This is a genomic window from Martelella sp. FLE1502 (assembly GCF_053484255.1).
In genome coordinates, this window is sequence record NZ_JBAKFQ010000004.1 from 161777 (window position 1) to 185814 (window position 24038).

The window sequence follows — 24038 nt, forward strand, 5'->3', positions numbered from 1 at the left end:
GATGAAGACGGTTCTTTGCTATGGCGATTCGCTGACCTTCGGACATGACCCGAATGGAGAGCAGCGGCATGCGCATGAGGACCGCTGGCCGATGGTGCTGCAGAAGGCTCTGGGGGAGGGCGTCCACGTTCTCCCCGAGGCGCTGGGCGGCCGCACCACGGCCTTTGACGATCACACGGCGGCGGCGGACCGCAACGGCGCGCGAATACTGCCGACGCTGCTTGCCAGCCACACGCCGCTCGATCTGGTCATCATCATGCTCGGCACCAACGATCTGAAGCCGTGGACGGGCGGCGGGGCGTTGGCGGCCAGAAACGGCATGAAGCGGCTGATCGAGATCGTACGGTCGCATCCCTATCCGTTCGATCATGCCGCGCCGGATATTTTGGTGGTTGCGCCGCCGCATGCCGTGCCCACGGCCAACGATACCGGCATGGGCTTTCTGAAGGGCGTGGTCGAACAGTCGCAGATGCTTTCGACTTTCTACAGCGAACTGGCCGACGAACTGGGTTGCGGTTTCTACGACGCGGCCTCGGTCGCAAGCGCGAGCCCGGTGGACGGCGTCCATCTTGATGCCGAGAACACCCGCGCCATCGGCCGCGGTCTCGAGCCGATCGTCAGGATGATGCTCGGTCTGTGATTTTTTTGATTAATATCAAGGAGTGAACACGAAGCGCGGATAGGGTGGATATCAACCACAACAGAGGAGATATCCATGTCGAACACCCCGCACGAACTGGCCGATGAATTCCCGGAATTCGCCGACCGGATTCACGAATTGAAGGTCGAGGATGCCCATTTTGCAAAGCTCTTCGACGACTATCACGAGGTAAACCGCGCCATCCACCGCGCGGAGGAAAACATCGAACCGACCGATGACGCGCATATGGAAGAAATGCGCAAGCGCCGGATGGTTCTGAAGGACGAAATCTACGGGATGCTGAAACAGTAGCTGCGGCGGCATCCCTCAAGCGGGCCGGGCGGGCAACGTCCGGCTCCCCTTAAAGGAGATGAACACCGTGTCTGAGACCTACGATGTCCTCGTCATCGGCGCCGGCCCCGGCGGCTATATCGCCGCCATCCGCGCCGCCCAGCTCGGCCTGAAGACTGCCGTCGTCGAGCGCGAACACATGGCCGGTATCTGCTCCAACTGGGGCTGCATCCCGACCAAGGCGCTGCTCAGATCCGCCGAGGTGTTCGACAATACCAATCACGCCAACGAATACGGGCTCGTTATCGAAGGTCAGGTCAAGGCCGATCTTGATGCGATCGTGAAGCGCTCGCGCGGCATTGCCGAGCGGATGAACGCCGGCGTGATCTATCTCATGAAGAAGAACAAGGTCGACATCATCTGGGGCGAGGCGACGCTGTCGAAGCCCGGCGAGGTCACCGTCTCCGAGGTCAAGAAGAAGGTCGTTGAGCCGCAGGCGCCGACGCCGAAGGGCGCCAAGGGGCCCGGCACCTATAACGCCAAGCACATCATCGTCGCGACCGGCGCCAGGCCGCGCGCGCTGCCGGGCATCGAGCCGGACGGCAAGCTGATCTGGACCTATTTCGATGCGCTGAAGCCCGCCAAGATGCCGAAGTCGCTGCTGGTCATGGGCTCGGGCGCGATCGGGATCGAATTCGCCTCCTTCTACCGCTCGCTCGGCGTGGAGGTGACGGTGGTCGAGGTGATGAAGCAGGTAATGCCTGTCGAGGACAACGAGATCGCCAAGTTTGCCCAGAAGCGGCTGGAAAAGCGCGGCATCAAGATCATGCTCGAAGCGAAGGTTTCCAAGGTCGAAAAGGGCGGGGACAATATCACCGCGCATGTCGAGACCAAGGATGGCAAGGTCGAGAAGATCACCGCCGATCAGATGATTTCGGCTGTCGGCGTTCAGGGCAATATCGAAAATATCGGGCTGGAAAAGCTCGGCATCAAGACGGATCGCGGCTGCATCGTCATCGACGACTACTGCAAGACCAATGTCGAGGGCATCTACGCGATCGGCGATGTCGCAGGCCCGCCAATGCTCGCCCACAAGGCCGAGCATGAGGCTGTAATCTGCGTCGAGAAGATCGCCGGTGAAAAGAACGTCCATCCGCTGGACAAGCTGAAGGTTCCCGGCTGCACCTACTGCAATCCGCAGGTGGCCTCTGTCGGCCTCACCGAAGCCAAGGCCAAGGAAGCCGGCCATGAGGTCCGCGTCGGCCGCTTCAACTTTGTTGCCAACGGCAAGGCGGTAGCGCTCGGCGAGGACCAGGGCATGGTCAAGACCGTGTTCGACAAGAAGACCGGCGAGCTGCTGGGCGCCCATATGGTCGGCGCGGAGGTCACCGAACTGATCGAGGGCTTCGTGGTCGCCATGAACCTGGAGACCACCGAGGAAGAGCTGATGCACACGATCTTCCCGCACCCGACGCTTTCGGAAATGATGAAGGAAAGCGTGCTCGACGCATATGGCCGTGTACTTAACGCATGATTCCTCTATGTTATCGTTAGCGGGAACGAGAGAACCTGCTTTGACGTCTAGCAAAAAAGGGAGACGCATTACATGGAAGAACAGGGTGTAGGCTGGATTGCCGCCATCATCATCGGCGGTATCGCTGGATGGCTCGCCGAGAAGTTCATGAAGTCCGAAATGGGCATCCTCATGAACATCATCCTCGGCATTGTCGGTGCCATTGTCGCCAACGCAATTCTGGGCGTGTTCGGCATCGCCCTTGGCGGATGGCTGGGCTATCTGATCGCCGGCTTTATCGGCGCGGTCATTCTGATTTTCGTCGGACGTCTGATCCGGCGCTAGAGCATTTCGCTGTCGGGTGAAATCCTGACATTCGCGAAAATGCCGCAAGAACAAGATAGACCGGGTTCGAACACCACGAATCCGGTCTAACGAAAAACGAAGTCGACCGGGCCGGAGAGGCCCGCCGGCGGTCAAGGACGAACAGATGGTTACGCTTCTCGATACGACAAGTGACGCACAAAAGCGCGTGCGCCATCCCGAAAAGGCCCACAGGCCCGATACCGAAGTGCTGCGCAAGCCGGACTGGATCCGCGTAAAGGCGCCGGTCTCGCGCGGCTATCAGGAAACCCGCGGCATCGTGAAGGAGAACAAGCTCGTCACGGTCTGCGAGGAAGCCGGTTGTCCGAATATCGGCGAGTGCTGGGACAAGAAGCACGCCTCGTTCATGATCATGGGCGAGATCTGCACCCGCGCCTGCGCCTTCTGCAATGTCGCGACCGGCAAGCCCGGCGCGCTCGATCCGAACGAGCCGGAAAATATCGGCAAGGCCGTCGCCCAGATGGGGCTGATGCATGTCGTGATCACCTCGGTCGACCGCGATGATCTGGCTGATGGCGGCGCCGAGCATTTCGAGAAGGTGATCTTCGCCATCCGCGCTGCCTCGCCTGCAACGACGATCGAGGTGCTGACGCCGGATTTCCTGCGCAAGCCCGGCGCGCTGGAGCGCGTGGTGGCCGCGAAACCGGACGTGTTCAACCACAATCTGGAAACCGTGCCGTCGAACTATCTGACGGTGCGTCCCGGCGCGCGCTACTTCCATTCGATCCGGCTTTTGCAGCGGGTCAAGGAGCTCGATCCGAACATGTTCACCAAGTCCGGCATCATGGTCGGGCTCGGTGAGGAGCGCAACGAAGTGCTCCAGCTGATGGACGACCTGCGCACTGCCGATGTCGACTTTCTGACCATCGGCCAGTATCTGCAGCCGACACGCAAGCATCACCGCGTGGTGAATTTCGTGACGCCGGACGAGTTCAAGTCCTATGAGACGGTCGCCTATACGAAGGGCTTCCTGATGGTGTCCGCAAGCCCGCTGACGCGTTCCTCGCATCACGCCGGCGAAGACTTCGCCCGCTTGCGTGAAAACCGCGAGAAGAAGCTTGCCATGGTGGCGGCGGAATAGGCTGAAACGGGGGTAGTCGTTTGCCGCAAATGCTCAACCATGCGCTGATCGTCGCCATCGGCGGCGGTCTTGGTGCCAGCGGCCGCTACCTCGTCGGCGTTTTTGCCATTCGCTTTTTCGGACACGGTTTTCCGTGGGGCACGTTTATCGTCAACGTGCTGGGCTCGCTTCTGATCGGGCTTCTGGTGGAGGCGGTGGCGCGCCTCCTGAACCAGTCTGCGGAGATGCGCATGTTCCTCGTCACCGGTTTTCTTGGCGGCTTTACGACGTTCTCTTCCTTCTCGCTGGATGCGATGAACATGATCGAACGCGGCGATTACCTGCCGGCCGCTCTCTATATCGGCGCAAGCGTCGCATTGGGGCTGATCGCCGTGTTCGCAGGCCTCATGATCGGTCGAATGGTATTTTAGCCCATTTCATTACGTCTCCCGATGCGATAGAAGCCTGCGCTTGAGCGTAAAGGTTTTTCAAATGGCAGGCATCGAACATATCAAGGTGGATCAGGACGAGGCGGGCATGCGGCTCGACCGCTGGTTCAAGCAGCATTATCCGGGCCTCGGTTTCGGCGCGCTGCAGAAGCTGCTGCGCTCCGGGCAGATCCGCGTTGATGGCGGGCGGGTGAAAACCGATACCCGCGTCGAGCCCGGTCAGATGATCCGCATTCCTCCGATGAATGTCGACCCGAAGAAATCCGGGCCGATCCCGGGCAGGGACCTCAAGCACTCATCGGACGGCGATCTGCTGTCGCGCATGCTGCTGCATGAGGATGAGCGGGTGTTCGTGCTCAACAAGCCGGCCGGCCTCGCGGTGCAGGGCGGCTCCGGCGTGGTCCGGCATATCGACAAGATGCTGGAGGCATGGACCAACAAGAAGGGCGAGAAACCGCGTCTTGTCCACCGCCTCGACCGCGATACCTCCGGCGTGCTGGTGGTTGCCCGCTCGCGCCGGGCCGCGCAATCGTTGACGGAGGCCTTCCGTCAGCGCACGACCAAGAAGACCTACTGGTCGCTGGTCAAGGGCGTGCCGCGCAAGCGCGAGGATAAGATCTCCACCTGGCTGGTCAAGGAACAGACACCGGATGGAGACCGGATGCGGATCGCGAAGCACGGCGAGCCGGACGCAGACCATGCCGTTTCCTACTACCGCGTGGTCGATACCGCGGCCCACAATCTCGCCTGGCTGGAAATGGAGCCCTATACCGGGCGCACCCATCAGCTGCGCGTCCACGCCCATCACATCGGTCACCCGATCATCGGCGATCCGAAATATTTCGATGACGATCCCAATTGGGAGTTTCCGGGCGGCATCCAGAAGCGGCTTCACCTTCATGCCCGCCATATCGATGTGCCCCATCCCGATGGCGGCCGGCTGAAGGTCACCGCGCCGCTGCCGCCGCACATGGTGCAAAGCTGGAACCTGCTCGGCTTCGATGCCGACCGCGAGGATCTCGACAAGGAATAACATGAAACTTGTATTGTTCGATTGCGACGGCACGCTGGTGGATACGATCGCCATCATCCAGGAATCGATGGCGCGCACCTTCACCCATTTCGGCTACCCCGTTCCGGCCATCGAGAAGACCCGCGCCACTGTCGGGCTGACGCTCGATGTCTCGATGTCGCTGCTGCTCGGTCGCGAGGGACCGGACGAGGAATGCCGCGAGATGATGGCCTATTACCGCTCGCTGTTTGCCATCGTGCGCGCCGATCCGGCCATGCAGGAGCGGCTGTTCGAGGGCATCGCGCCGATGCTGGAGCAGCTTTTCCTGCAGGATGATCTCCTGATCGGGGCCGTGACCGGAAAATCGCGGCGCGGACTCGATCACATGCTTGATCTGCATGGCTATGCCAGCAAGTTCGTGGTGTCGCGCACCGCCGACGACTGCCCCTCCAAGCCGCACCCGGCGATGGTGCTGGAATGCTGCGTGGAGACCGGCATCGAGCCGGCCGAAACCGTGGTGATCGGCGATTCCGTCTACGACATGCAGATGTCCCGCTCCGCAGGCGCCGATGCGATCGGCGTCTCGTGGGGCTATGGCGCAACCACGGACCTGACCACTTCGGGCGCCTCCGCGATTGCCGAAAGCCCCGACGATATCCTCAAACTCGTGCTGAAGACCGCCCAATGACCGAGACCGATCCGATCCGCCGCTCGCAGGAACTGATGCGCGCCGAACTGCCGAAGAAATTCTATCAGACCGCCACCGTCGAACGGGACGGCGATGGGTTTGCGATCAAGCTCGATGGCCGTGGGGTGAAGTCGCCCGGCCGCAATCCGCTGATCCTGCCGACGGCAGACGCGGCCGAAATGGTGCGTGCCGAATGGCAGGCGCAGGAAAAGGTGATCGATCCGGCGAAAATGCCGGTCACGCGGCTTGCCAATACGGTGATCGACGGCGTGACGCAGAATGCCGATGCGGTGTTCGAGGAAATCATCGCCTATGCCGGCAACGACATGCTGTTCTACCGCGCTGAAAGCCCTGAAGAGCTTGTGGCCCGTCAGGCGGAGCGTTGGGACCCGGTGCTCGACTGGATGGCGGAGGAATTCGGCGCGCGTTTCGTGCTCGTGGAAGGGATCATGTTTTCCGAGCAACCCTCTGAAAGCGTTTCGGCTTTCCGTAGCGAGCTCGACCGTCACCGCGCGCCCTTTGCGCTCGGCAGCCTCCACGTCATGACCACGCTCACCGGCTCGGCCCTTGTGACGCTCGCGCTGGCGCGCCGCCGCTTGACGCTGGACGAGGCCTGGGCGCTCGCCAATCTGGAAGAGGACTGGACCATCGAGCACTGGGGCGAAGACGCCGAAGCCGCCGCCCGCCGCGCCAAGCGGTTCGAGGACATGAAGGCCGCGCATGATTTGTTCGTGGCGCTGGGGTAGCAACGTCGGATGGCAGCGCGCCGGCGATGCGCCGCGCGTCGGTCCGGCCCCATAATCTCTCCCCTTTAGAGAGATGCCCCGAAAGGGGCAGGGAGGGTGTACCCTCTCCGAGCAGCACAGAGACTGCGGCTTTCAGGGCTTACGCACTTTACCTTCTCTGTCGCTTTCGCGCCATCTCCACCTCAAGGGCAGGGCTATCGCATATGAGCGATCCTTGAGATTAGGAAGGCATCGTCCCATCCGGCTTTTTCATTTTTCGCCGGATGGACGCCTTGTCCGGGTGGTGTCGGATGATGTTGAGAGCGAGCTTGCGAAGGATCGAAAGGTTCTGGGGCCCATGATCCTTTCTTGACGATGACGGCGCGTTGGGTTTCGGCTCTGTCGGGTTTGGTTCCCCTCGAGTGCAAGCGCATAGTCGGCGCAGACTTGAAAATGGCAGAGGCCGTGTCGGCCCTGCAATGCAGCGCGTCAGCCGTCACGATGCAGCCCATCCAGTGGTGACAAGCATGAAAGAGCTTGCAGAACGCCTTTGACTTCACTGCGGCCCGAAGCGAGCTGCTGGCCTATGACCATGCGCTGGTCGGCTGCCCAGATGTTGACCAGATGCAGGGTCGAAGCCTTGTCGCCGCGTTTGTAGGCCCCGCGCACGGCCTTGCCGTCAATGACGGGCAAAGGCTGTCCAAAATGGAAAGGGGAGGCAAAGCGTCCTCGCCCGGCAATGACGGTTCGCCGCGCTGAGAATGATTCGGAGAACCGAGCGCAGCGGGGCTTTCATCCCATGTGATTTCGTTATTGGTGCGATGGGCCGGCGGCTGATCGGGCGTCGACCGGTGCATCGGTCAATTCTGTAGACGGATCCAAAGTCTCAGGATTTTCATATTGTATTATTGTAGTTTTGTGATAGACATTGCTGAAGCGCGGCGGGAGACCGCGCCAAATGAGAGGAGCTTTCATGCATGATGGGTTGCGTGCGGTCGTAACCGGCGGCGCGAACGGAATTGGTCGCGCAATCGCCTTCGATCTGGTCGCTCGGGGGGTGACCGTCGGCGCGCTTGATATCGACGGAGAAGCCTTGTCGCGGATGGCGAACGAGGCTGAGGGCGGCAGGCTGGTGCCGCTGCATTGCGATATCTCTGATCGCGCGGCCACCATGGCCGCGATCGATGGTTTTGCGAAAGACGGCGGGCTCGATATCCTCGTCAACAATGCCGTGGCGTTCCATTATGCCGAACTGGAAGTTTTTCCGCCCGAGAAGATCGAGCGCATGCTTGATGTCGGCCTCAAGGGAACCTTCTGGGCGAGCCAGGCGGCGATTCCGTTTCTGAAGGACAGCAAGCACGCCAGCATCGTCAACCTATCCTCGATCGCGGTGTCGATCGCGATCGGCACGGCCTCGGTCTACACCTCGATCAAAGGTGCGCTCGACGCGCTAACACGCCAGCAGGCGGCCGAACTCGGCCCAAGGGGCATTCGGGTTAATGCGGTGGCGCCAGGTTCGGTGCGCACGCCCGGTGCATCCGCCGTGATCACCGACAGCGGCTGGGAGGAGCGGACGGCGAAATCGCTGCTCGGACGTCTTGCCGAGCCGGAGGATGTCGCCCGCGCGGTGGCGTTTCTGGCGTCAACCGAAGCCCGCTGCATCACCGGGGTCACGCTCAAGGTGGATTGCGGCATGACGATCAAGGGGGCGTGACCAGCGCCCGAGCCGAAAACGCCGGCTGAAACAGAAGAGGTCGACACCCAATGGGAGGGAATATTTTATGACCGCAGGGACCGTATTGACGGATCTGGTCGATCAGGCTTTCGAGAAAAACGAGTTTCCCGAGGCTGCACGCGCCAAGGCCGCGATCTGCCTCGCAGACTTCCTGTCATGCGCCATTGAATCGGCGGACCTTCCCTGGAGCCGGCAATCCTTCGCGCTGGCTGCCGGCAGGAGCGGCGATTGCGCCATCGTTGGCGAAGCAGGCGGATTTGTTGCGGAAGATGCAGCCTTTGCCAATGCGGTGCGCGGACACGGTCTCGTGCGCGAGGACATGCATGCCGGCAGCCTTTCGCATATGGGTGTAGTGATCTGGCCGGTGCTGTTTGCGCTTGCCGGTGAGGCGGCGGACCTCACGACACGACCGCTTGATGCGGCGATTGCCGGATACGAGATCGGCGGTCGTGTCGGCCGGGCGCTGATGACGCCGGAAATGGCGCGGCTTTTCCGTCCGACCGGGCTGATCGGGCCGCTTTCCGGCACGCTCGCGGGTGCTCTGTTTCTCGGTCTCGACAGAGAGACCACCGTCAACGCGATGGCGTTGGCCATCAATTCCGCCGGCGGTCTCAACGAATGGCCGCACAGCGGCGCGGACGACATGTATTTTCATCCGGGCTTCGCCTCGCGCAACGCGCTCTCGACCCTTCGGCTGGCCCGGCTCGGCGCGCAGGGCTCGGCGAGCGCCATCGACGGCGTGGCAGGGCTGTTCGCCGCCTTCGGCCGCCAGAAGGCGCCCTCCGAAATCGTCCTCTATCCCGAGGGCGAATGCGAAATCATGGCGGTGTTCAACAAGGAAGTGCCGGCCTGCAATTTCGCCCAGTCGCCGTGCCAGGCGGCGCTGGCCGCAGCGCAACAGGTTGGCGAGGGCGACAGCATCAAGGCCATCCATCTGTCGACCTACGATGCCGCGCTCAACTATCCGGGCTGTAACTATCGCGGGCCTTTTGAAACGCCGCTGCAGGCCAAGATGAGCATCTTTTTCGGCATGGGGGCGGCGATTGCGCGCGGCGAGATCGCCGAGGCGAACTATGCGCTGCTCGATGACCCGAGGATCGCGGAATTGATCGGGATGACCAGTGTGTCGATTTCCGACGCGCTCAACAGCGCCTTTCCCGCCCGTCAGGGCGCAAAGGTGCGCATCGAGACGAACTCTGGTGCGGTGATCGAGGAAGCGCTGGACGATATCCGTTCGGCATCGCCCGGTCTCGTGCGCCAACGGCTTTCGAAAGTGGCGACGGAGCGGTTGGGGAATCGTCAGGCAAGCGACCTCGATCGCGCGATCGATCAGCTCGTCGCGAATGACGCCGCGAGCCTTGCCGCTGTGGCAAAGCTTGCCGCCGCAAACGCCGAGGAGGGCGTCCCGTGACGGATTTCCAGTTCTTCATCGAGAATGTTCTCCAGCTCCTGATCACGGGCGTATCGCTCGGCGCGATCTACGGGCTGATGTGCGTCGGTCTGGCGATGATCTTCGGGATCATGCGGGTCATCAATTTCGCCCAAGGCGATTTCATGATGGTCGGCATGTATGCCGCCTATTTCGTGTTCACCGCGCTCGGCTTTCAGGCGCTGTTCGGAAGCGGGCTCGGCCCTTATGTCTCAGTCATTGCCGCAGCGCCTGCCATGTATGCCTTCGGCTGGCTGATCCATAGGTTCCTGATCCGCCGGGTCACCGGTCGGCAGTCGATCGAGATGGAGGGCGATGGCCATTACGCCCAACTCATCCTGACGCTCGGCATCGCGCTGATCCTGCAAAACGGCGCGATGATCCTCGTCGGGGCCGATCTGGTTTCGATCCGCACGCCGCTTTCAAGCGAGGCGTGGGTTCTGGAGCCGTTCGGCGAGAGCATGCCGATCATGCTGTTCTTCAACAAGTCGCGCATCTTCGCCATGCTGGTCTCCAGCGCCGTCATCATCGCGTTGTGGCTGCTCATCCAGCGCAGCTTCCTCGGTAAATCACTGAGGGCTGCCGCCGATAACGCGGAAGCCGCGACCTATATGGGCATTGATGTCGACCGGGCGCACCGCATCGCCTTTGCGATCGGCACGGCGGTCACCGCGATCGCCGGCGGACTTCTCGCCACCAGCTATCCCTTCAGCCCGTTCGTCGGCCTGGAATATGTGATCATCATGTATGCCGGCGTCGTGCTCGGCGGCATCGGCAGCATTATCGGCGCTTTCTGGGGCGGGATGATCATCGGTCTTGTGCAGCAGTTTTCGACGCTGGTGCTGCCGACTCAGCTTCAGAACGCGACCATCTTCGTGTGCTTCCTGCTGGTGGTGATGCTTCGCCCGCAGGGCCTGTTCGGACGCAATGTGGATCGGACATGATGATGAAGACAGGCAGCAAATCTCTCCTCTATTTCATCGTTCCGGCGCTCGCCTATCTGGCGCTCGCGGCGTTCGTGACCAATTCCTACTACCAGCTCATGCTGACGCTCATCCTGATCTGGGCGACCTTCGGGCTGAGCTGGAACATTCTGAGCGGCTATACCGGGCTGATATCTTTCGGCCATGCCGCGTTCTTCGGCGCGGGCGCCTTCGCCACGGTGCTGGCGCAGATCTACTGGTCGATCACGCCCTGGGTGATGTTCTTCGCCTCCGGCGTCATCGGCGCGGCACTTGGCGTCCTGATCGGTTTTCCGACTTTCCGCCTGCGCGGCCACTATTTCGCGCTCAGCATGCTCGCCTATCCGCTGGCCTTCATGTACGTCTTCCTCTGGCTCGGCTTTCCCGAGGTCAGCGTGCCGCGCGTGCATGAAAATCCTGCTGCCTACATGCAGTTCTCCGACGGGCGTATCTACACGCTGATCGCGATGGCGTTTCTGATCGTCGTGGTGCTGCTGTCGCGCAAGATCGAATCCTCCCGCTTCGGCATGGCGCTGATCGCTATCAAGCAGAACGAGGCGGCGGCAGAAGCGGCCGGGATCGACTCGCTGCGCTGGAAGCTGAGGGCCATCGCCGTCAGCGGCGCGATCGCGGCGATGGCGGGTTCGCTCTATGCCGTGGTCATTCTGGTGATCACGCCGCAATCCGTGTTCGGCATGCTGGTGTCCGCCCAGGCGCTGACGGTCGCGATGTTCGGCGGGATCGGCACCTTCTGGGGCCCGATCATCGGCGCGGGCTTCCTGATACCGATCGCGGAAATCCTGCATGCCGAACTCGGCAGCATTCTTCCCGGCATTCAGGGCGTCGTCTACGGCGTCGCGATCGTGGTGCTGATCACGCTTGCGCCGGAGGGGATGTTCTGGAAGGTGCGCGACTGGATGGGCAAGGCCCGGAAGAAGGGCGAGCCCGAGACGCATCCTGAAACGCAACCGATGGACGAGGTCGCCGTCGAACCGCGGAAATTCACGCCGGCTGCCGATGGCTCCGACATCGTTCTCGACGTGCGCAAAATGTCGAAGAATTTCGGCGGGCTGAAGGCGGTTCAGGATGTCAGCTTCCAGGTGCGCCGTGGCATGATCCTCGGGATCATCGGCCCGAACGGGGCCGGCAAAACCACGCTCTTCAACCTTCTGAACGGGTTTCAGACGCCGACATCCGGCCAGGTTTTCGTCAACGGCAATGACATGGCGCGCAGCAAGCCGCATGTCCTGTGCCGGGCGGGGGTTGGCCGCACGTTCCAGATCATGCGTCCGTTCACGCGCATGACCGTGCGCGACAATGTTCGCACCGGGGCCTATGTGCGGGCCGGGAGCGAGGCCGAGGCGGCGGAGGTTGCCGACGATGCCCTGCGTCAGGTCGGGCTGTCGGCGATCGCGGACCGTCTTGCCGGCGAACTCACCACCAAGGAACTCCGCCTGATGGAGCTGGCCCGCGCCCTTGCTGGCAAGCCGCACACCCTGCTTCTCGACGAGACGCTTGCCGGGCTCGGCCGCGACGAGGCCGCCGAGGTGGTGGCGGTGATCCGGCGGCTTTCCGCCAGCGGCATGACGGTGGCGATCATCGAACACACGATGCAGGCGATGGTGCAGCTGGTCGACCGCTTCCTGGTGCTCGACCATGGCCAGGTGATCATGGAGGGGGCTCCCGAAGAAGTCACCAAGAACCCTCATGTCATCGAGGCCTATCTTGGCAAGAAGTGGAGCGCCCATGCTGAAGATTGAGAAACTCACCGTCGGCTATTCCGCAAGTGTTCCGGTGCTGCACGACGTTTCGATCAGCATCGAGGCCGGCCAGTTCATCTCCGTCGTCGGGCCGAACGGCGCGGGCAAGACGACGCTGTTCAAGGCGATCTCCGGAACGCTGACGCCCGTCGGCGGCAGGCTGAGTTTCGAGGGCGAGGACATTTCGAGCCTTGAGCCGTCGCGGCGGCCGCATCTCGGCATCGCCCATGTCCCGGAGGGTCGGCAGGTGTTTCCCTCGATGACCGTTCTGGAAAATCTCGAAATGGGCGCGGTGCCCAAGGCCGGACGGGACGAATGGGCGACGAACCTGGAGCGGATCTATACCTGGTTTCCGGTGCTGAAGGAACGCGCCGGACAGTATGCCGGCACGCTGTCCGGCGGCCAGCAGCAGATGCTCGCCATCGGGCGCGGCCTCGCATCGTCGCCCAAGCTGATCATGCTCGACGAGCCGTCCATGGGGCTTGCGCCGTCGATAGCGGACTTCGTGTTCGAGAAGCTGATGGAGATCAGGCGTGACCTCGGCCTTGCCATCCTGCTTGTCGAGCAGCGCGTGGCGGAGGCGCTGCAATTTGCCGATCGCGGCTATGTGCTCGAAACCGGTCGCATCGTTCTGGAAGGAGACGGCGATACGCTGATGGCCGATGACCGTATCCGCCAAGCCTATCTCGGAATGTAAACAGAACTGAACAAAGGAGGAGGAAAACATGTCTAATCAGTTGAAGAAGAGTTTCGCTTTTGCCCTTGCGGCAAGCACGGCCGCGATGGCCGGCATCCCCGCGCTTGCGCAGGAAAAGCCGATCCAGATCGGCCTGATCGCGCCGACATCGGGCATCTACGCCCGTCCCGGCACGGTCATGAAAATGGGCGCGGAGCTCGCCGTGCAGGACGTCAATGAAGCCGGCGGCATCTCCTGCCTGGACGGCGCCCCGTTGGAGCTCGTCGTGATCGATTCCGGCGATACCGTCGAGAAGGCCACGAATGCCGCCCAGCGCATGGTTGCCGAATATCCGGAACTGGTGGGCGGCACTGGCGCCTATCTCAGTTCGTTCACGCTGGCCGTGACCGAGGTGACGGAGCGGGCCAATCTGCCGATGCTGACGCTGTCCTATTCCGACCTCATCACCGATCGCGGTTTCAAGAACGTGTTCCAGACCTCGGCGACGGCCGGCGTGCAGGCGCAGCTTGCCCTGCCGATCATTCTGGACCTCGCCGAGGAACAGACCGGCAAGCGGCCCGAGACGGTCGCGATCGTCACCGACAATACCGCCGCGTCGCTGTCCTCCGTCGAGCGCATGACGAGTGGCCTGCTCGATGAAGTCGGCCTCGAAGTGGTGCTGGAGGAAGTGTTCACCCCGCCGCTGGCTGATGCCACCTCGCTGGTCCAGCAGGTGCGCCAGAAGCGCCCGGACCTGCTGTTCTTCCTGCCGACCGTGATTTCGGACAGCAAGCTGATCCTGGAGAAGATGAAGGAATTCCGGGTTCAGGTTCCGGTGATCTCCTTCGGCATCGCGATCGCCGAGCCGGAGGTGCTGAACACCATGCCGCCGGAAATGCTGGAAGGCGTGATGTCGGCGGTCGCCAACTGGGGGACGAAGGGGCAGGAGGAGCTCATCGAACGGCTCAACACCGTCTACGGCGAACCATGGATGACCCAGAACGCCGTATCCACCTATGGCGATATCTGGCTTTTCAAGGAAGCACTGGAAAAGAGCTGCAGCCGCGATCGCGCCGCGCTCGGCGATGCCTTGCGCGAACTCGATGCGGGACCGGCCGAATATTATCCGGGCGGCACGCTGAGCTTTGACGACAAAGGCCGCCGCGAAGGCGCCAGCCTGACTGTCATCCAGTGGCAGGATGGCGTTCCGGTCACCGTGTTCCCGGAAGACCTGGCGCTTTCGCAGCCGAGCTGGCCGAAGAAGTAGTATCCTGCGTCCGGCGGTCGGGTGATCGCCGGACGCGTTTTCCCGCGCGGGCGGGATGAATTGTTGAAGTGAGAGCAGCATGAGCGACAGATACGAAATCCTGGCCCTGAAATACGCCCGCAACGACCGTCCGGCGTCGCAGAACTTCATCGGCGGCGATGCCCACGACCACTCGATGCCGATCGACTATTATGTCTGGGTGATCCGCAACGAGGCGCGCACCATCGTTGTCGATACCGGGTTCAACGCGCAATCGGGCACGCGGCGGGGACGTGAGCTCATCACGCCGGTGCACACCGCGCTCACCGCCGTTGGCGTGGATTTCAATGCCGTCGAGCATGTGATCACCACGCATATGCATTACGACCACGCCGGCAATAACGAGCTGTTTCCGAATGCCTGCTTCTACATGCAGGAAAGCGAGATGCGTTATGCGACCGGTCCCTGCATGTGCCATCATTTCCTCAATCACCCCTACGAGGTCGACGATGTCGTCGACATGGTCCGGCGCACCTATGCCGGCAAGGTGTCGTTCTGCCTGGGCGATCGCGAGCTCTTTCCGGGCGTCACGGTTCACCACATCGGCGGCCACTCGCGCGGCCTGCAATGCGTGCGGGTGGAGACCAAACGCGGTCCGGTGGTGCTCGCGTCTGACGCCAGCCATCTTTACCAGCACTTCCAGACCGGCCGGGTGTTTCCGACCTGCGACAGCGTTTCCGACACGGTCGTTGGCTACCATCGGCTGAAGGAACTGGCCGGGAGGGACAGCCACATTGTGCCGGGACACGATCCCGCGGTGATGAACCGCTATCCTTCATTCAGCGAGCAGACCGCGGCCTTCGCCGTGAGGCTGGATGAGGACGAGCGACCGCAGGAGCGATAGTTTCAGTCTGTGAAATAGGCTGACTTAAACGCCCGAGATGATTTTGTATTATTGACGGAATGTCATAGCAAAAATAGACTCCTACCCAATCAAGAGAAGGGACTGTCGAATGATCGTGGAGCTCCGGATTTATTATTGCGCGCCGACCCGCCTGCCTGCGCTTCTGGACCGTTTCCGGTCAACGACGCTCGGCTTTTTCGAGAAGTACGGCATCGAGCAGATCGGCTTCTGGACCACCGTCGTCGGCCCCGACAATCATGCGCTCACCTATCTGCTGAAATGGGAGAGCATGGCCGAGCGCGAAGAACGCTGGAACGCTTTCCAGTCCGATCCCGACTGGATCGCCGCGCGCGCTGAATCCGAACGAAACGCGCCCATCGTCGCCCGGGTCGAGAACAGCTTTCTCGCGCCGACCGACTTTTCGGCCTTGCGCTGACGTGTCGCCAGAGAGGGCATAGCGGATATGGAATTGTGGTCCTTCAAACGCGAGGCGGGTTTGTCATGAGCGTTCAGAAAATAGGCTTCATCGGACTGGGCATGATGGGTGCGCCGATGTGTGCGCGCATCGCGGGAGCCGGTTATGCGTTATATGTCGCGGACGCGGACGCGGCGCGCGTTGACGAGATTTGCGCAAAGCTGTCCGCCGAGCCCCTGACGGAGACGGCGGCAAAAGACCTCGACGTCCTGATCTCCATGCTCCCGAATTCCTCCATCGTGGAGTCCGTTCTGCTGGAGAGTGGCTGGGCCGATCGGCTGAAGCCCGGCGCTCTGGTGATCGACATGAGCTCGTCCGAGCCGGTGCGCTCGCGCGAACTCGCCGCGACGCTTGCCGGGCGCGGACTTCACTATCTCGATGCGCCGGTTTCCGGCGGCGTCAAACGGGCGGAAAACGGCACGCTGGCAATTCTCGTGGGCGGGGACCAGGCGCAGATGGATGCCGCCCGGCCGCTCCTGGAAACCATGGGGCAGTCGATCCTGTTCATCGGTCCCGCCGGTGCCGGTCACGCTGCCAAGGCGCTCAACAATCTGGTCTCGGCCTGTGGGCTGATGATCACGGTCGAGGCACTGCATGTCGCCAAGCGGTTCGGTATTGCCGAAGACGTCATGACCGATGTGCTCAATGCCTCAAGCGGCCGCAGCAATACCTCCGAAAACAAGGTCAAGCAATTCATGCTTTCGGGCACGTTCGGCTCCGGCTTTTCGCTGAAGCTGATGGACAAGGACCTTTCGATCGCAGGCAAGCTTGCTGAATCGGTCGGCTACACGCTGAGTTTCGGGGCCTATGGCATCGATACCTGGCACCGGGTTGCCGAAGGGGTTTCGCCGACGACCGATCACACCGAGATGTACCGTCTTCTTTCGGAAGACGCGCAATGAAAGATGACGACCGCGTGGAGCGGGGGAGATTGGATGCCATGCCGAGTGAAAGCGAAATGTTCGAAAAAGGGTTCCGGAACCGCAAGGCGGTGCTGGGCGCCCCGCATGTTGAAAAGTCGTGGGAAAACGCGGATTCGTTCAACCGTCCGGCACAGAGGCTTGTGACCGAATACTGTTGGGGCGAGGTCTGGGGTGATGAAACGCTCCCTTTCCGCACCCGCAGCATGCTGAACCTTGCGATGCTGACCGCGATGAACCAGCATCATGAGCTGGCTGTCCACGTCCGTGGCGCGCTCAACAACGGCGTTACGCCGAAGGAAATCCAGGCGGTGTTGTTGCAGGCGATGGTCTATTGCGGCGCGCCGGCGGCGCTCTCGGCCTTCCGAACCGCCAGCGCCGTTTTGAAGGAGTGGTCCGCGGAGCAGGAAAAACAGGGCGGTTCGGCGGAATAAGGTCTCGCGTCACTCTTTCATCGGGACGGAACGGCGGCCGGTGCGGCCGTCGCGCCGTTTGAAAACAGCAGGTTCAGCAAGGGTCGCTATATATGGCAATTGATACGGTAGGGTTTATCGGACTTGGAAACATGGGCGGGCGGATGACCCGCTGCATCGTCGCGGGCGGCGTCGAGGTGCTAGGCTTCGATATGGACGAGGCCGCCGCTGGACGCTTCGGAGCCAAGCGGGCGTCCTCCGCTCGCCAGATCATGCAAGAGACCGACATCATTTTTCTCTCCCTGCCCGACAGCACGGTGATCGAGAAGGTGGTGGAAGGCGAGGGCGGCTTGCTGGACCACGTTCGCCCTGGACAGATCGTCGCCGACATGAGCACGGCGTCTGCCGCCTCCACCCGGCGGATCGCGGCGAAATTCGCTGAGAAGGGTGCCTTTTATGTCGATGCCGGCATTTCCGGCGGCGCGGCGGCGGCCGAAAAGGGCGCGCTTACCCTGATGGTCGGCGGCGATGCGGAGGCGATCGGACGGCTCGAGCCGGTCTTCGCGCTGATCGCCAAGAAGGTCATCGTGATGGGCGAAAGCGGGGCGGGGCACACCGCCAAGCTGTTGAACAATTTTCTCAATGCCGTCAGTCTGGCAGCCACGGCGGAAGTGATGGTCGCCGGCAAGAAGGCCGGTCTCGATCTCCATCGCCTGCTCGAGGTACTGAACGCCAGCAGCGGGGTGAACTTCGCGACGCTGAACCGTTTTCCGAAGATCGTCGATGGAGATTACCTGGAGGGCGGGCTCACCTCCAAACTTATGACCAAGGACGTGCTGCTCTATTGCGACCTGCTGCACGAACTCGGCGTCTCTTCGCTGAACGCGTCCGGGCCGATGGCAAGCTTCGGCCTTGCAACCGCGCTCGGCTATGGCGATGTCATAAGCAATCGCGTCGTCGATGCCATCGGCGACATTTCCGGCAAAGTTCGTCTCCACGAAGAGGATTGAAGATATGAAGATTTTCCATGGCCGGCAGGCTGGCGCTCCATCGGAAGTCAAATCCGATACTTTCACCGGAACGGTTCACGCCGATCCCGTGATGCCGCCAACGGATGGCGTCGTCATCAACAACGTGTTCTTTTCGCCCGGCGCGCGCACCTATTGGCACACCCACGAGACCGGCCAGGTCCTGACCGTCATCGCCGGCAAGGGCTGGGTCTGCAAGGAAGGCGAGGCCGCACAGGAGATCAAGGCCGGAGACACGGTCTGGATCGCCACCGGCGAAAAGCACTGGCACGGCGCGGCTTCCGACAGCTATCTGCTGCACACCGCCATTTCGATCGGCAAGACCGACTGGCTCGAAGAGGTCGGCGAGACCGACTATCAGGCCGCTGGGAAGTAGCGTTTTCGCCAGAGTGCGAGGGTGACGTGTGCCGCGTAAAGCTTGTTGCGCAGCGGTGTTTCGTGTTAATTGGCGGATGGTCATAATGTAATACGGGAAGGCCTGATGAGTTCACGTGGGACAGCGCTGCAACCGGACACATTGCGTCGACAGATCGAGAACGCAGTCCGTCAGGGAATCACGTCCGGCCGGTACAAGCCGGGCGCGCGCCTTGTCGAGCGCGAACTGTGCGAGGAACTTGGCGTAAGCCGCACATCGCTGCGTGAAGCCCTGCGCAAGCTGGAAGCCGAGAAGCTGCTTGAGATCGTTCCGCACAAGGGACCCGTCGTCGCCGTCATTTCGCTGGAAGAGGCGAAGGAGCTATACGCTCTGCGCGGGGTGCTTGAAGGGTTTGCCGCGCGCGAATTTGCGCTCAACGGCTCCGATGAAGCCATAAGGCAATTTTCGAAGGGCGCCGAGGCGCTTCGCGAGCACGCCCTGTCCGGTGACAAGGCGGAGGTGCTGGAAGCCAAGAGCCGCCTTTACAGCATCATGCTCGGAAACTGCGGCAACAACCTCGCCCGCGAAGTACTGCAAAGCCTGTTTTCCCGGATCAACATCCTGCGCGCGACTTCGCTGATGCATCCCGAGCGCATTGATGAAAGCCTTGCCGAGATCGACGCTCTCGCGGCCGCGCTGGAAAAGCGCGATGCGGAGGAAGCCGCCAGGATTGCCTCTCTTCACGTCCAGAACGCCTGCGTTGTCGCGCTTCAACTGTTGAAAGAGCAACGTGACGAGGTGGACGCCGAAGCCTAGATTCGGTCGCCCTCATTGCTGTCGAGCACCAGAGCTCACAAACCGCGCCGCAAATTTGCGGCGCTCCCGTTCTGCTGCCTTGTTTGCGGCGCATTCGCGCGGAAGATGTATTCAGCCCTGAAACGAGCGAGGTGAATCATGCAGGCGGCGTTGATTGCGATGACGATTTTCGGCTGTGATGACAGTCTGAACCAGTGCAGCTATATCGATATGGCTGAAACGCGCTATGCCACTGTCCAGGCCTGCGACAGCGAAATCGAAAACAAAATCACGGCCTATGGCGACAGCGGTTTTCCCACGATCATCGCCGTCTGCCGGGAGCCCGGCGAGCTCGTCAATGCCGCGCTCGGGCGGAACCCGGATGCCGTGTTGCCACCAACCATGCCCGAAACGACGACCGCCGAGGCGCAAGCCGAGATGCCAAACCGCCTCCAGCGCCTGACGAGAGGGTCGATGGCGGCGCTGATGGGCATCGTGCCGACGCGCCAGCAGCTCGCCAACGCCTTTTCGGCGCCGCTGCATGTTGTGACCGACAGCTATTCCTGGGTGGTGAAGAAGATCTAGCGCTGAAGCCCGGCTCGACGCTGCGCGGCGGTTGCATACGCAATACCTGAAACGGCACTCCCGGAAACGCGAAACTGATAAAGCCGGGAGGACATTTGCCGCGCAACCGTCCGCTGACACCCGTTCTAGCGGCAGAACGTTACCGCTTGGTTAGCGCTCGTGCATAAAGACGGAAACCGATCGGATTTCACCCTAAAAGCCGCGTCTTGCGGTTTGTTATTTCAGCGCGACAGACGTATTCTTGAACCAATTAGGCGCTACGGCTTTCGGGAGACGGCAATGTCGCCCGCCGTGGCTCTAAAATGTGATGATCGGAGGAAACAGCAACAATGAAGTCCTATGTCGCCGCTCTGTCATTGGCCTCAGCCGTTGCCTTGTTTTCCGGAGCCGCCGCAGCCGAGACCGACTGTCGCGATCTGACGATCGCGGAATTGAACTGGCCCTCGGCCGGGCTTGCTGCCTGGGTCGACAAGCTGATCATGGAAACGGGGTATGGCTGCACGGTGTCGCTCGTCGAAGGCGACACCAACAGCGCCGTCGCTTCGATCGCGAAGGACGGCAAGCCCGATATTGTGCCGGAATTCTGGTTCGAAAGCATGACGCCGGCGCTTGAGGAGGCGGTCGCCGACAAGCGCGTCGCCTTCGGAGCGGCGCTGCTGAACGAAGGCGGCGTTCAGGGCTGGTGGATGCCGAAATATATCCTCGACGCCAATCCCGGCATGACAACCGTTCAGCAGGCCTTGCAGCATCCGGAGCTTTTCATGCCGGCCGAGGAGGGCGGCAAGCCGGCGGTGTTCAACTGTCCCGAGGGCTGGGCTTGTCGCGCCTCGACCGAAAACCTGTTCCGCGCCATCGATGCGGAAGAGGCCGGCTTCGCGCTTCACGATGTGAAGAACGCCGCCGCCCTTGACGAATCGATCATCGAGGCGTTCGAGAGCAAGGAGGGCTGGCTCGGTTATTACTGGGCGCCAACGGCCCTTCTCGGCAATCATCCGATGGTCAAGCTCAGTTTCGGCGTGGAATTCAGCAAGGAGGAATGGGACAATTGCACCATCGTGCCGGATTGCCAGGATCCCAAGCTCAACACCTATCCCGTCTCTGCCGTCTACACGCTGATCGCGGGTGATTTCGTCGATGAAAATCCCGAACTGATGAATTACTTCAATACCCGCTCATGGAGCAACGGCACGGTGAGCGAAGTGCTGGCCTGGATGGATGAGGAGGAAGCCGGCAATGAGGCCGGCGCCCGCCATTTCCTTGCCAATTATCCGGATGTCTGGAAAGCTTGGCTGCCGGAGGACATCGCCGAAAAGGTCGCCGACAAGATCTGACCGGCGACGGTTATTGCACTGCCGGCCCGTCGCCGTTATCATCGCGGCGTGCCGGCAAGGGTGCAGTCGGGGATGGTCCCCGATCGGTCATCGTGACCGTGGCGATGAACAATGCGGACGCCTCCATGAACTACGAATCGTCCGCTTTCGCCAAACTGTCGCCCGCCGGCGCATTCTCCTTAGATTTGAAAAGCCGACCGGGGTCGGCTGGATGAAGGCCACCTGCCTAGTCCTCGGCGGCGCGCGCTCCGGCAAGTCGCGTCACGCCGAAATGCTGGCGCGCCGGCATGGCGGATGCCTGCATTATATCGCGACCGCCGAAAGCATGGACGACGCCGAAATGGCGGCGCGGATCGCGCGACACAGGGCCGATCGCGGCAGCGAGTGGGTCACCCATGAAGCGCCCTTTGCGCTAGTCGAGCGTCTCGAAGCGCTGGAGCGGGAGAAGGAGCCGGTGGTGGTGCTTGACTGCCTGACGCTGTGGCTCAGCAACCTGCTGCTGGCGGAGCGCGATATCGAGGCCGAAGGCGCACGGCTTGCCGATTTCGTCGCGCGCTGCCCCTACCGGCTGATCATGGTCAGCAATGAGGTGGGCCTCTCGATCGTGCCGGATAACGCGCTTGCGCGGCGCTTTCGCGATGCCGCCGGCATTTTGAACCAGCGCATCGCGGCGGTCTCGGCGGAGGTGGTGTTTATGGCGGCGGGCCTACCGCTTCACCTTAAAACTGCATCATAAGCCATTGATAGGCGGGATTTTTCTCATCGAAGAAAACCCTGATCGCCATCGCCATGCACGACAGAACCAGAAGCGGGCGGATGATTTTCGCGCCGTTTTTCATGGCGAGATTCGATCCGGTGCGGGCACCCAGAAACTGGCCAAGGCCCATCACCAGCCCGACCTTCCACAGGATCGCGCCGCCGAACATGAACACCGCGAAAGCGCCGATATTGGTCGACAGGTTCAGGAACTTGGTGTGGGCGGTGGCCTTCAGCATGCCGAAGCCCCCGAGCGTGACGAAGGCGATCATGAAGAACGATCCGGTCCCGGGGCCGAACAGACCATCGTAAAAGCCGATCGCCGGCACCACCATTGCGGCGAAGAGCGGGGTGGAAAGCCGCTTCTCGCGGTCGCTGTCATCGAGCCCGGTGCGCAGCGCGAAGTAGAGCCCTATTGCGACCAGCAGGAACGGGAGCGCCGCGCGCAGCGCATCGCCGGAAATCAGCGTGGCGACCAGCGCGCCGAGCGCGCCGCCGGCAATCGCGATCAGCGCCATCGGCCATTGTTGCAACGGTTCCACCCGGCCGGCGCGGGCATAGGAGATCGTGGCGGAAGCCGCGCCGAACATGCCCTGCAGCTTGTTGGTGCCAAGCGCCTGCAGCGGCGGTACGCCGGAAATCAGCAGCACCGGTATGGTGATGAGGCCGCCGCCGCCGGCGATCGAATCGACGAAGCCGGCGATATAGGCGGCCGCAAACAGGATCAGCAGCAGTTCGACACTGGTTTCAAACACGAATATATCCTTGGCGGGCCGCCGCAGCCCGCGCGGGCCTGCGGCGTTTCCTTTTTTCTCCGGATCGTGTAGGGCCTTTCTCGATCCGGCGCAAACGCCGTTCCCATATTTCCGAAGACAGGATGCGTTTTCATGCACAAGGTAATTTTCGACACGGACCCCGGTATTGACGATGCCATGGCGCTGCTCTTCCTCGAGCGCCATCCCGATATCGAACTCCTCGGCGTAACCTCCGTTTTCGGCAACGCCTCCGCCGACACGACGACGCGCAATGCGCAGTTCCTGAAGCGCGAATTCGGTATCAAGGCCCCGGTCGCCCGCGGCGCCGACATAACCTTCGATCCGGGCCGACCGATGGCATCGTGGCCGACATTCGTGCATGGCGTCAACGGGCTCGGCGATATCGAGGTGCCGGAGACGATCGAAGACGTGCCGCTCGATCCGCGTCCTGCCTTCCAGTTCATCATCGATACGGTGCGTGAACATCCCGGCGAGGTCGAGATCGTCGCCGTCGGCCGGATGACCAACCTTGCCATGGCGCTGGCGCGCGATCCGGAAATCGCCGGCCTCGTCAAGCAGGTCGTCGTGATGGGCGGCGCGTTCGACACCAACGGCAACGTGACGCCGGCGGCGGAAGCCAATATCCATGGCGACCCGGAAGCGGCCGATGTCGTGTTCACCGCGCCGTGGAAGGTCGTGATCATCGGCCTCGACGTCACCCTTAAGACCGTCATGACCCGCACGATGATGAAGGATCTGGCCTTGCGCGGCGGCCCGGCGGTGGAACTGCTGGCACGGATTTCCGATCCCTATATCGATTTCTACAGCCAGCAGGTCGAAGACGGCATGGTGGTGCATGACAGCTGCGCCTGCGCCTACGTGGTGGCGCCCGAGCTCTTCGGCCTCAGGTCGGGCTCCGTGCGCGTGGTCTGCGGCGGCATTGCCGACGGGCTGACCCTGCAGAAGCCGGCCGGCGGCGCGTTCGGCCCGAGCCCGTGGGATGACAAGACCGAGCAGAAGGTGGCGATGACCATCGAAGCGAAGAAGGTGGTCGATCTGATCGCCGCCACGCTAGCGCCCTGACGCATGAACAGACCGGTCTTGCGCCGGTTGTGTTTACCTTAAAATCAGTATCGCGTTGATAGTAACCC

The 24038-nt window shown here is 61.9% G+C and carries 27 protein-coding genes and 1 pseudogene; 26 read left to right on the top strand and 2 right to left on the bottom strand.

All coding sequences use genetic code 11. The features are described from left to right. Position 1 precedes the first annotated feature (1 nt). From V6767_RS05385 to V6767_RS05425, 9 genes are all read left to right on the top strand, one after another. The gene (locus V6767_RS05385) at positions 2 to 640 is read left to right on the top strand and encodes an SGNH/GDSL hydrolase family protein (protein ID WP_448472505.1); all 639 of its coding nucleotides are present in this window, start codon (positions 2 to 4) and stop codon (positions 638 to 640) included. A gap of 75 nt (positions 641 to 715) precedes the next feature. Beyond that, on the top strand, positions 716 to 952 hold the full coding sequence (locus V6767_RS05390; protein WP_448472506.1) for a YdcH family protein: 237 nt from the start codon (positions 716 to 718) through the stop codon (positions 950 to 952). A gap of 67 nt (positions 953 to 1019) precedes the next feature. Further along, positions 1020 to 2465 (top strand): dihydrolipoyl dehydrogenase, encoded by a 1446-nt coding sequence (gene lpdA, locus V6767_RS05395; protein WP_448472507.1) that lies wholly within the window; start codon positions 1020 to 1022, stop codon positions 2463 to 2465. Positions 2466 to 2537: 72 nt separating this feature from the next. Beyond that, on the top strand, positions 2538 to 2789 hold the full coding sequence (locus V6767_RS05400; RefSeq protein WP_448472508.1) for a GlsB/YeaQ/YmgE family stress response membrane protein: 252 nt from the start codon (positions 2538 to 2540) through the stop codon (positions 2787 to 2789). A gap of 145 nt (positions 2790 to 2934) precedes the next feature. Then, positions 2935 to 3909: a lipoyl synthase gene (lipA, locus tag V6767_RS05405; protein ID WP_448472509.1), complete on the top strand. Its 975-nt coding sequence runs from the start codon at positions 2935 to 2937 to the stop codon at positions 3907 to 3909. Between the two features lie 29 nt (positions 3910 to 3938). After that, on the top strand, positions 3939 to 4319 hold the full coding sequence (gene crcB / locus V6767_RS05410) for a fluoride efflux transporter CrcB (protein WP_448472614.1): 381 nt from the start codon (positions 3939 to 3941) through the stop codon (positions 4317 to 4319). A 61-nt stretch (positions 4320 to 4380) separates the two neighbouring features. Beyond that, positions 4381 to 5370, top strand: a complete 990-nt coding sequence (locus V6767_RS05415; RefSeq protein ID WP_448472510.1) for an RluA family pseudouridine synthase — start codon at positions 4381 to 4383, stop codon at positions 5368 to 5370. A 1-nt stretch (position 5371) separates the two neighbouring features. Then, positions 5372 to 6037, top strand: a complete 666-nt coding sequence (locus tag V6767_RS05420) for an HAD-IA family hydrolase (RefSeq protein ID WP_448472511.1) — start codon at positions 5372 to 5374, stop codon at positions 6035 to 6037. Continuing rightward, positions 6034 to 6783 carry an ATP12 family chaperone protein gene (locus tag V6767_RS05425; protein WP_448472512.1) on the top strand — a complete coding sequence of 250 codons (750 nt, stop codon included), beginning with the start codon at positions 6034 to 6036 and terminating at the stop codon, positions 6781 to 6783. The genes V6767_RS05420 and V6767_RS05425 overlap by 4 nt, the downstream gene beginning before the upstream one ends. Positions 6784 to 6977: 194 nt before the next feature. Here V6767_RS05425 and V6767_RS05430 read toward each other — a convergent pair. Next, positions 6978 to 7446, bottom strand: a pseudogene (locus tag V6767_RS05430) (ISAs1 family transposase); the annotation flags it as partial. A 289-nt stretch (positions 7447 to 7735) separates the two neighbouring features. Between V6767_RS05430 and V6767_RS05435 the strand changes: the two are divergent. The 16 genes from V6767_RS05435 (at position 7736) to cobU (ending at position 22112) form a co-directional block, all read left to right on the top strand. Beyond that, a complete protein-coding gene (locus V6767_RS05435; protein WP_448472513.1) occupies positions 7736 to 8476 on the top strand; it encodes an SDR family NAD(P)-dependent oxidoreductase in 741 nt (246 codons plus the stop codon). Between the two features lie 67 nt (positions 8477 to 8543). After that, complete coding sequence (locus V6767_RS05440; protein WP_448472514.1) at positions 8544 to 9908, top strand: MmgE/PrpD family protein; 1365 nt, start codon at positions 8544 to 8546, stop codon at positions 9906 to 9908. After that, complete coding sequence (locus tag V6767_RS05445; RefSeq protein ID WP_448472515.1) at positions 9905 to 10870, top strand: branched-chain amino acid ABC transporter permease; 966 nt, start codon at positions 9905 to 9907, stop codon at positions 10868 to 10870. The genes V6767_RS05440 and V6767_RS05445 overlap by 4 nt, the downstream gene beginning before the upstream one ends. Continuing rightward, positions 10867 to 12648, top strand: a complete 1782-nt coding sequence (locus V6767_RS05450) for a branched-chain amino acid ABC transporter ATP-binding protein/permease (RefSeq protein WP_448472516.1) — start codon at positions 10867 to 10869, stop codon at positions 12646 to 12648. Before V6767_RS05445 ends, V6767_RS05450 begins: the two co-directional genes overlap by 4 nt. Then, on the top strand, positions 12635 to 13345 hold the full coding sequence (locus tag V6767_RS05455; RefSeq protein WP_448472517.1) for an ABC transporter ATP-binding protein: 711 nt from the start codon (positions 12635 to 12637) through the stop codon (positions 13343 to 13345). Before V6767_RS05450 ends, V6767_RS05455 begins: the two co-directional genes overlap by 14 nt. Positions 13346 to 13373: 28 nt before the next feature. After that, entirely contained in the window at positions 13374 to 14591 is a 1218-nt protein-coding gene (locus V6767_RS05460; protein ID WP_448472518.1) for an ABC transporter substrate-binding protein, read from the top strand. Between the two features lie 79 nt (positions 14592 to 14670). Beyond that, the gene (locus tag V6767_RS05465; RefSeq protein WP_448472519.1) at positions 14671 to 15474 is read left to right on the top strand and encodes an N-acyl homoserine lactonase family protein; all 804 of its coding nucleotides are present in this window, start codon (positions 14671 to 14673) and stop codon (positions 15472 to 15474) included. Positions 15475 to 15583: 109 nt separating this feature from the next. Continuing rightward, a complete protein-coding gene (locus tag V6767_RS05470; protein WP_448465476.1) occupies positions 15584 to 15910 on the top strand; it encodes an NIPSNAP family protein in 327 nt (108 codons plus the stop codon). A 65-nt stretch (positions 15911 to 15975) separates the two neighbouring features. Beyond that, complete coding sequence (locus V6767_RS05475) at positions 15976 to 16851, top strand: NAD(P)-dependent oxidoreductase (protein ID WP_448472520.1); 876 nt, start codon at positions 15976 to 15978, stop codon at positions 16849 to 16851. 38 nt (positions 16852 to 16889) lie between these two features. Further along, a complete protein-coding gene (locus V6767_RS05480) occupies positions 16890 to 17303 on the top strand; it encodes a carboxymuconolactone decarboxylase family protein (RefSeq protein WP_448472615.1) in 414 nt (137 codons plus the stop codon). A 92-nt stretch (positions 17304 to 17395) separates the two neighbouring features. Continuing rightward, positions 17396 to 18292, top strand: coding sequence for an NAD(P)-dependent oxidoreductase (locus V6767_RS05485; protein WP_448472521.1), 897 nt, complete (start codon positions 17396 to 17398; stop codon positions 18290 to 18292). A 4-nt stretch (positions 18293 to 18296) separates the two neighbouring features. After that, positions 18297 to 18686, top strand: coding sequence for a cupin domain-containing protein (locus V6767_RS05490; protein WP_448472522.1), 390 nt, complete (start codon positions 18297 to 18299; stop codon positions 18684 to 18686). Between the two features lie 105 nt (positions 18687 to 18791). Continuing rightward, entirely contained in the window at positions 18792 to 19481 is a 690-nt protein-coding gene (locus V6767_RS05495; RefSeq protein ID WP_448472523.1) for a GntR family transcriptional regulator, read from the top strand. A gap of 138 nt (positions 19482 to 19619) precedes the next feature. Then, positions 19620 to 20045, top strand: coding sequence for a hypothetical protein (locus V6767_RS05500; protein WP_448472524.1), 426 nt, complete (start codon positions 19620 to 19622; stop codon positions 20043 to 20045). 329 nt (positions 20046 to 20374) lie between these two features. After that, positions 20375 to 21376, top strand: a complete 1002-nt coding sequence (locus tag V6767_RS05505) for a glycine betaine ABC transporter substrate-binding protein (protein ID WP_448472525.1) — start codon at positions 20375 to 20377, stop codon at positions 21374 to 21376. A 211-nt stretch (positions 21377 to 21587) separates the two neighbouring features. Then, a complete protein-coding gene (cobU, locus tag V6767_RS05510; protein WP_448472526.1) occupies positions 21588 to 22112 on the top strand; it encodes a bifunctional adenosylcobinamide kinase/adenosylcobinamide-phosphate guanylyltransferase in 525 nt (174 codons plus the stop codon). Here cobU and V6767_RS05515 read toward each other — a convergent pair. Then, positions 22096 to 22887: a TSUP family transporter gene (locus V6767_RS05515; RefSeq protein ID WP_448472527.1), complete on the bottom strand. Its 792-nt coding sequence runs from the start codon at positions 22885 to 22887 to the stop codon at positions 22096 to 22098. The two genes, cobU and V6767_RS05515, sit on opposite strands and share 17 nt — an antisense overlap. 132 nt (positions 22888 to 23019) lie before the next feature. Between V6767_RS05515 and V6767_RS05520 the strand changes: the two genes are divergently transcribed. Continuing rightward, positions 23020 to 23970, top strand: coding sequence for a nucleoside hydrolase (locus tag V6767_RS05520; RefSeq protein ID WP_448472528.1), 951 nt, complete (start codon positions 23020 to 23022; stop codon positions 23968 to 23970). Positions 23971 to 24038: the final 68 nt, after the last annotated feature.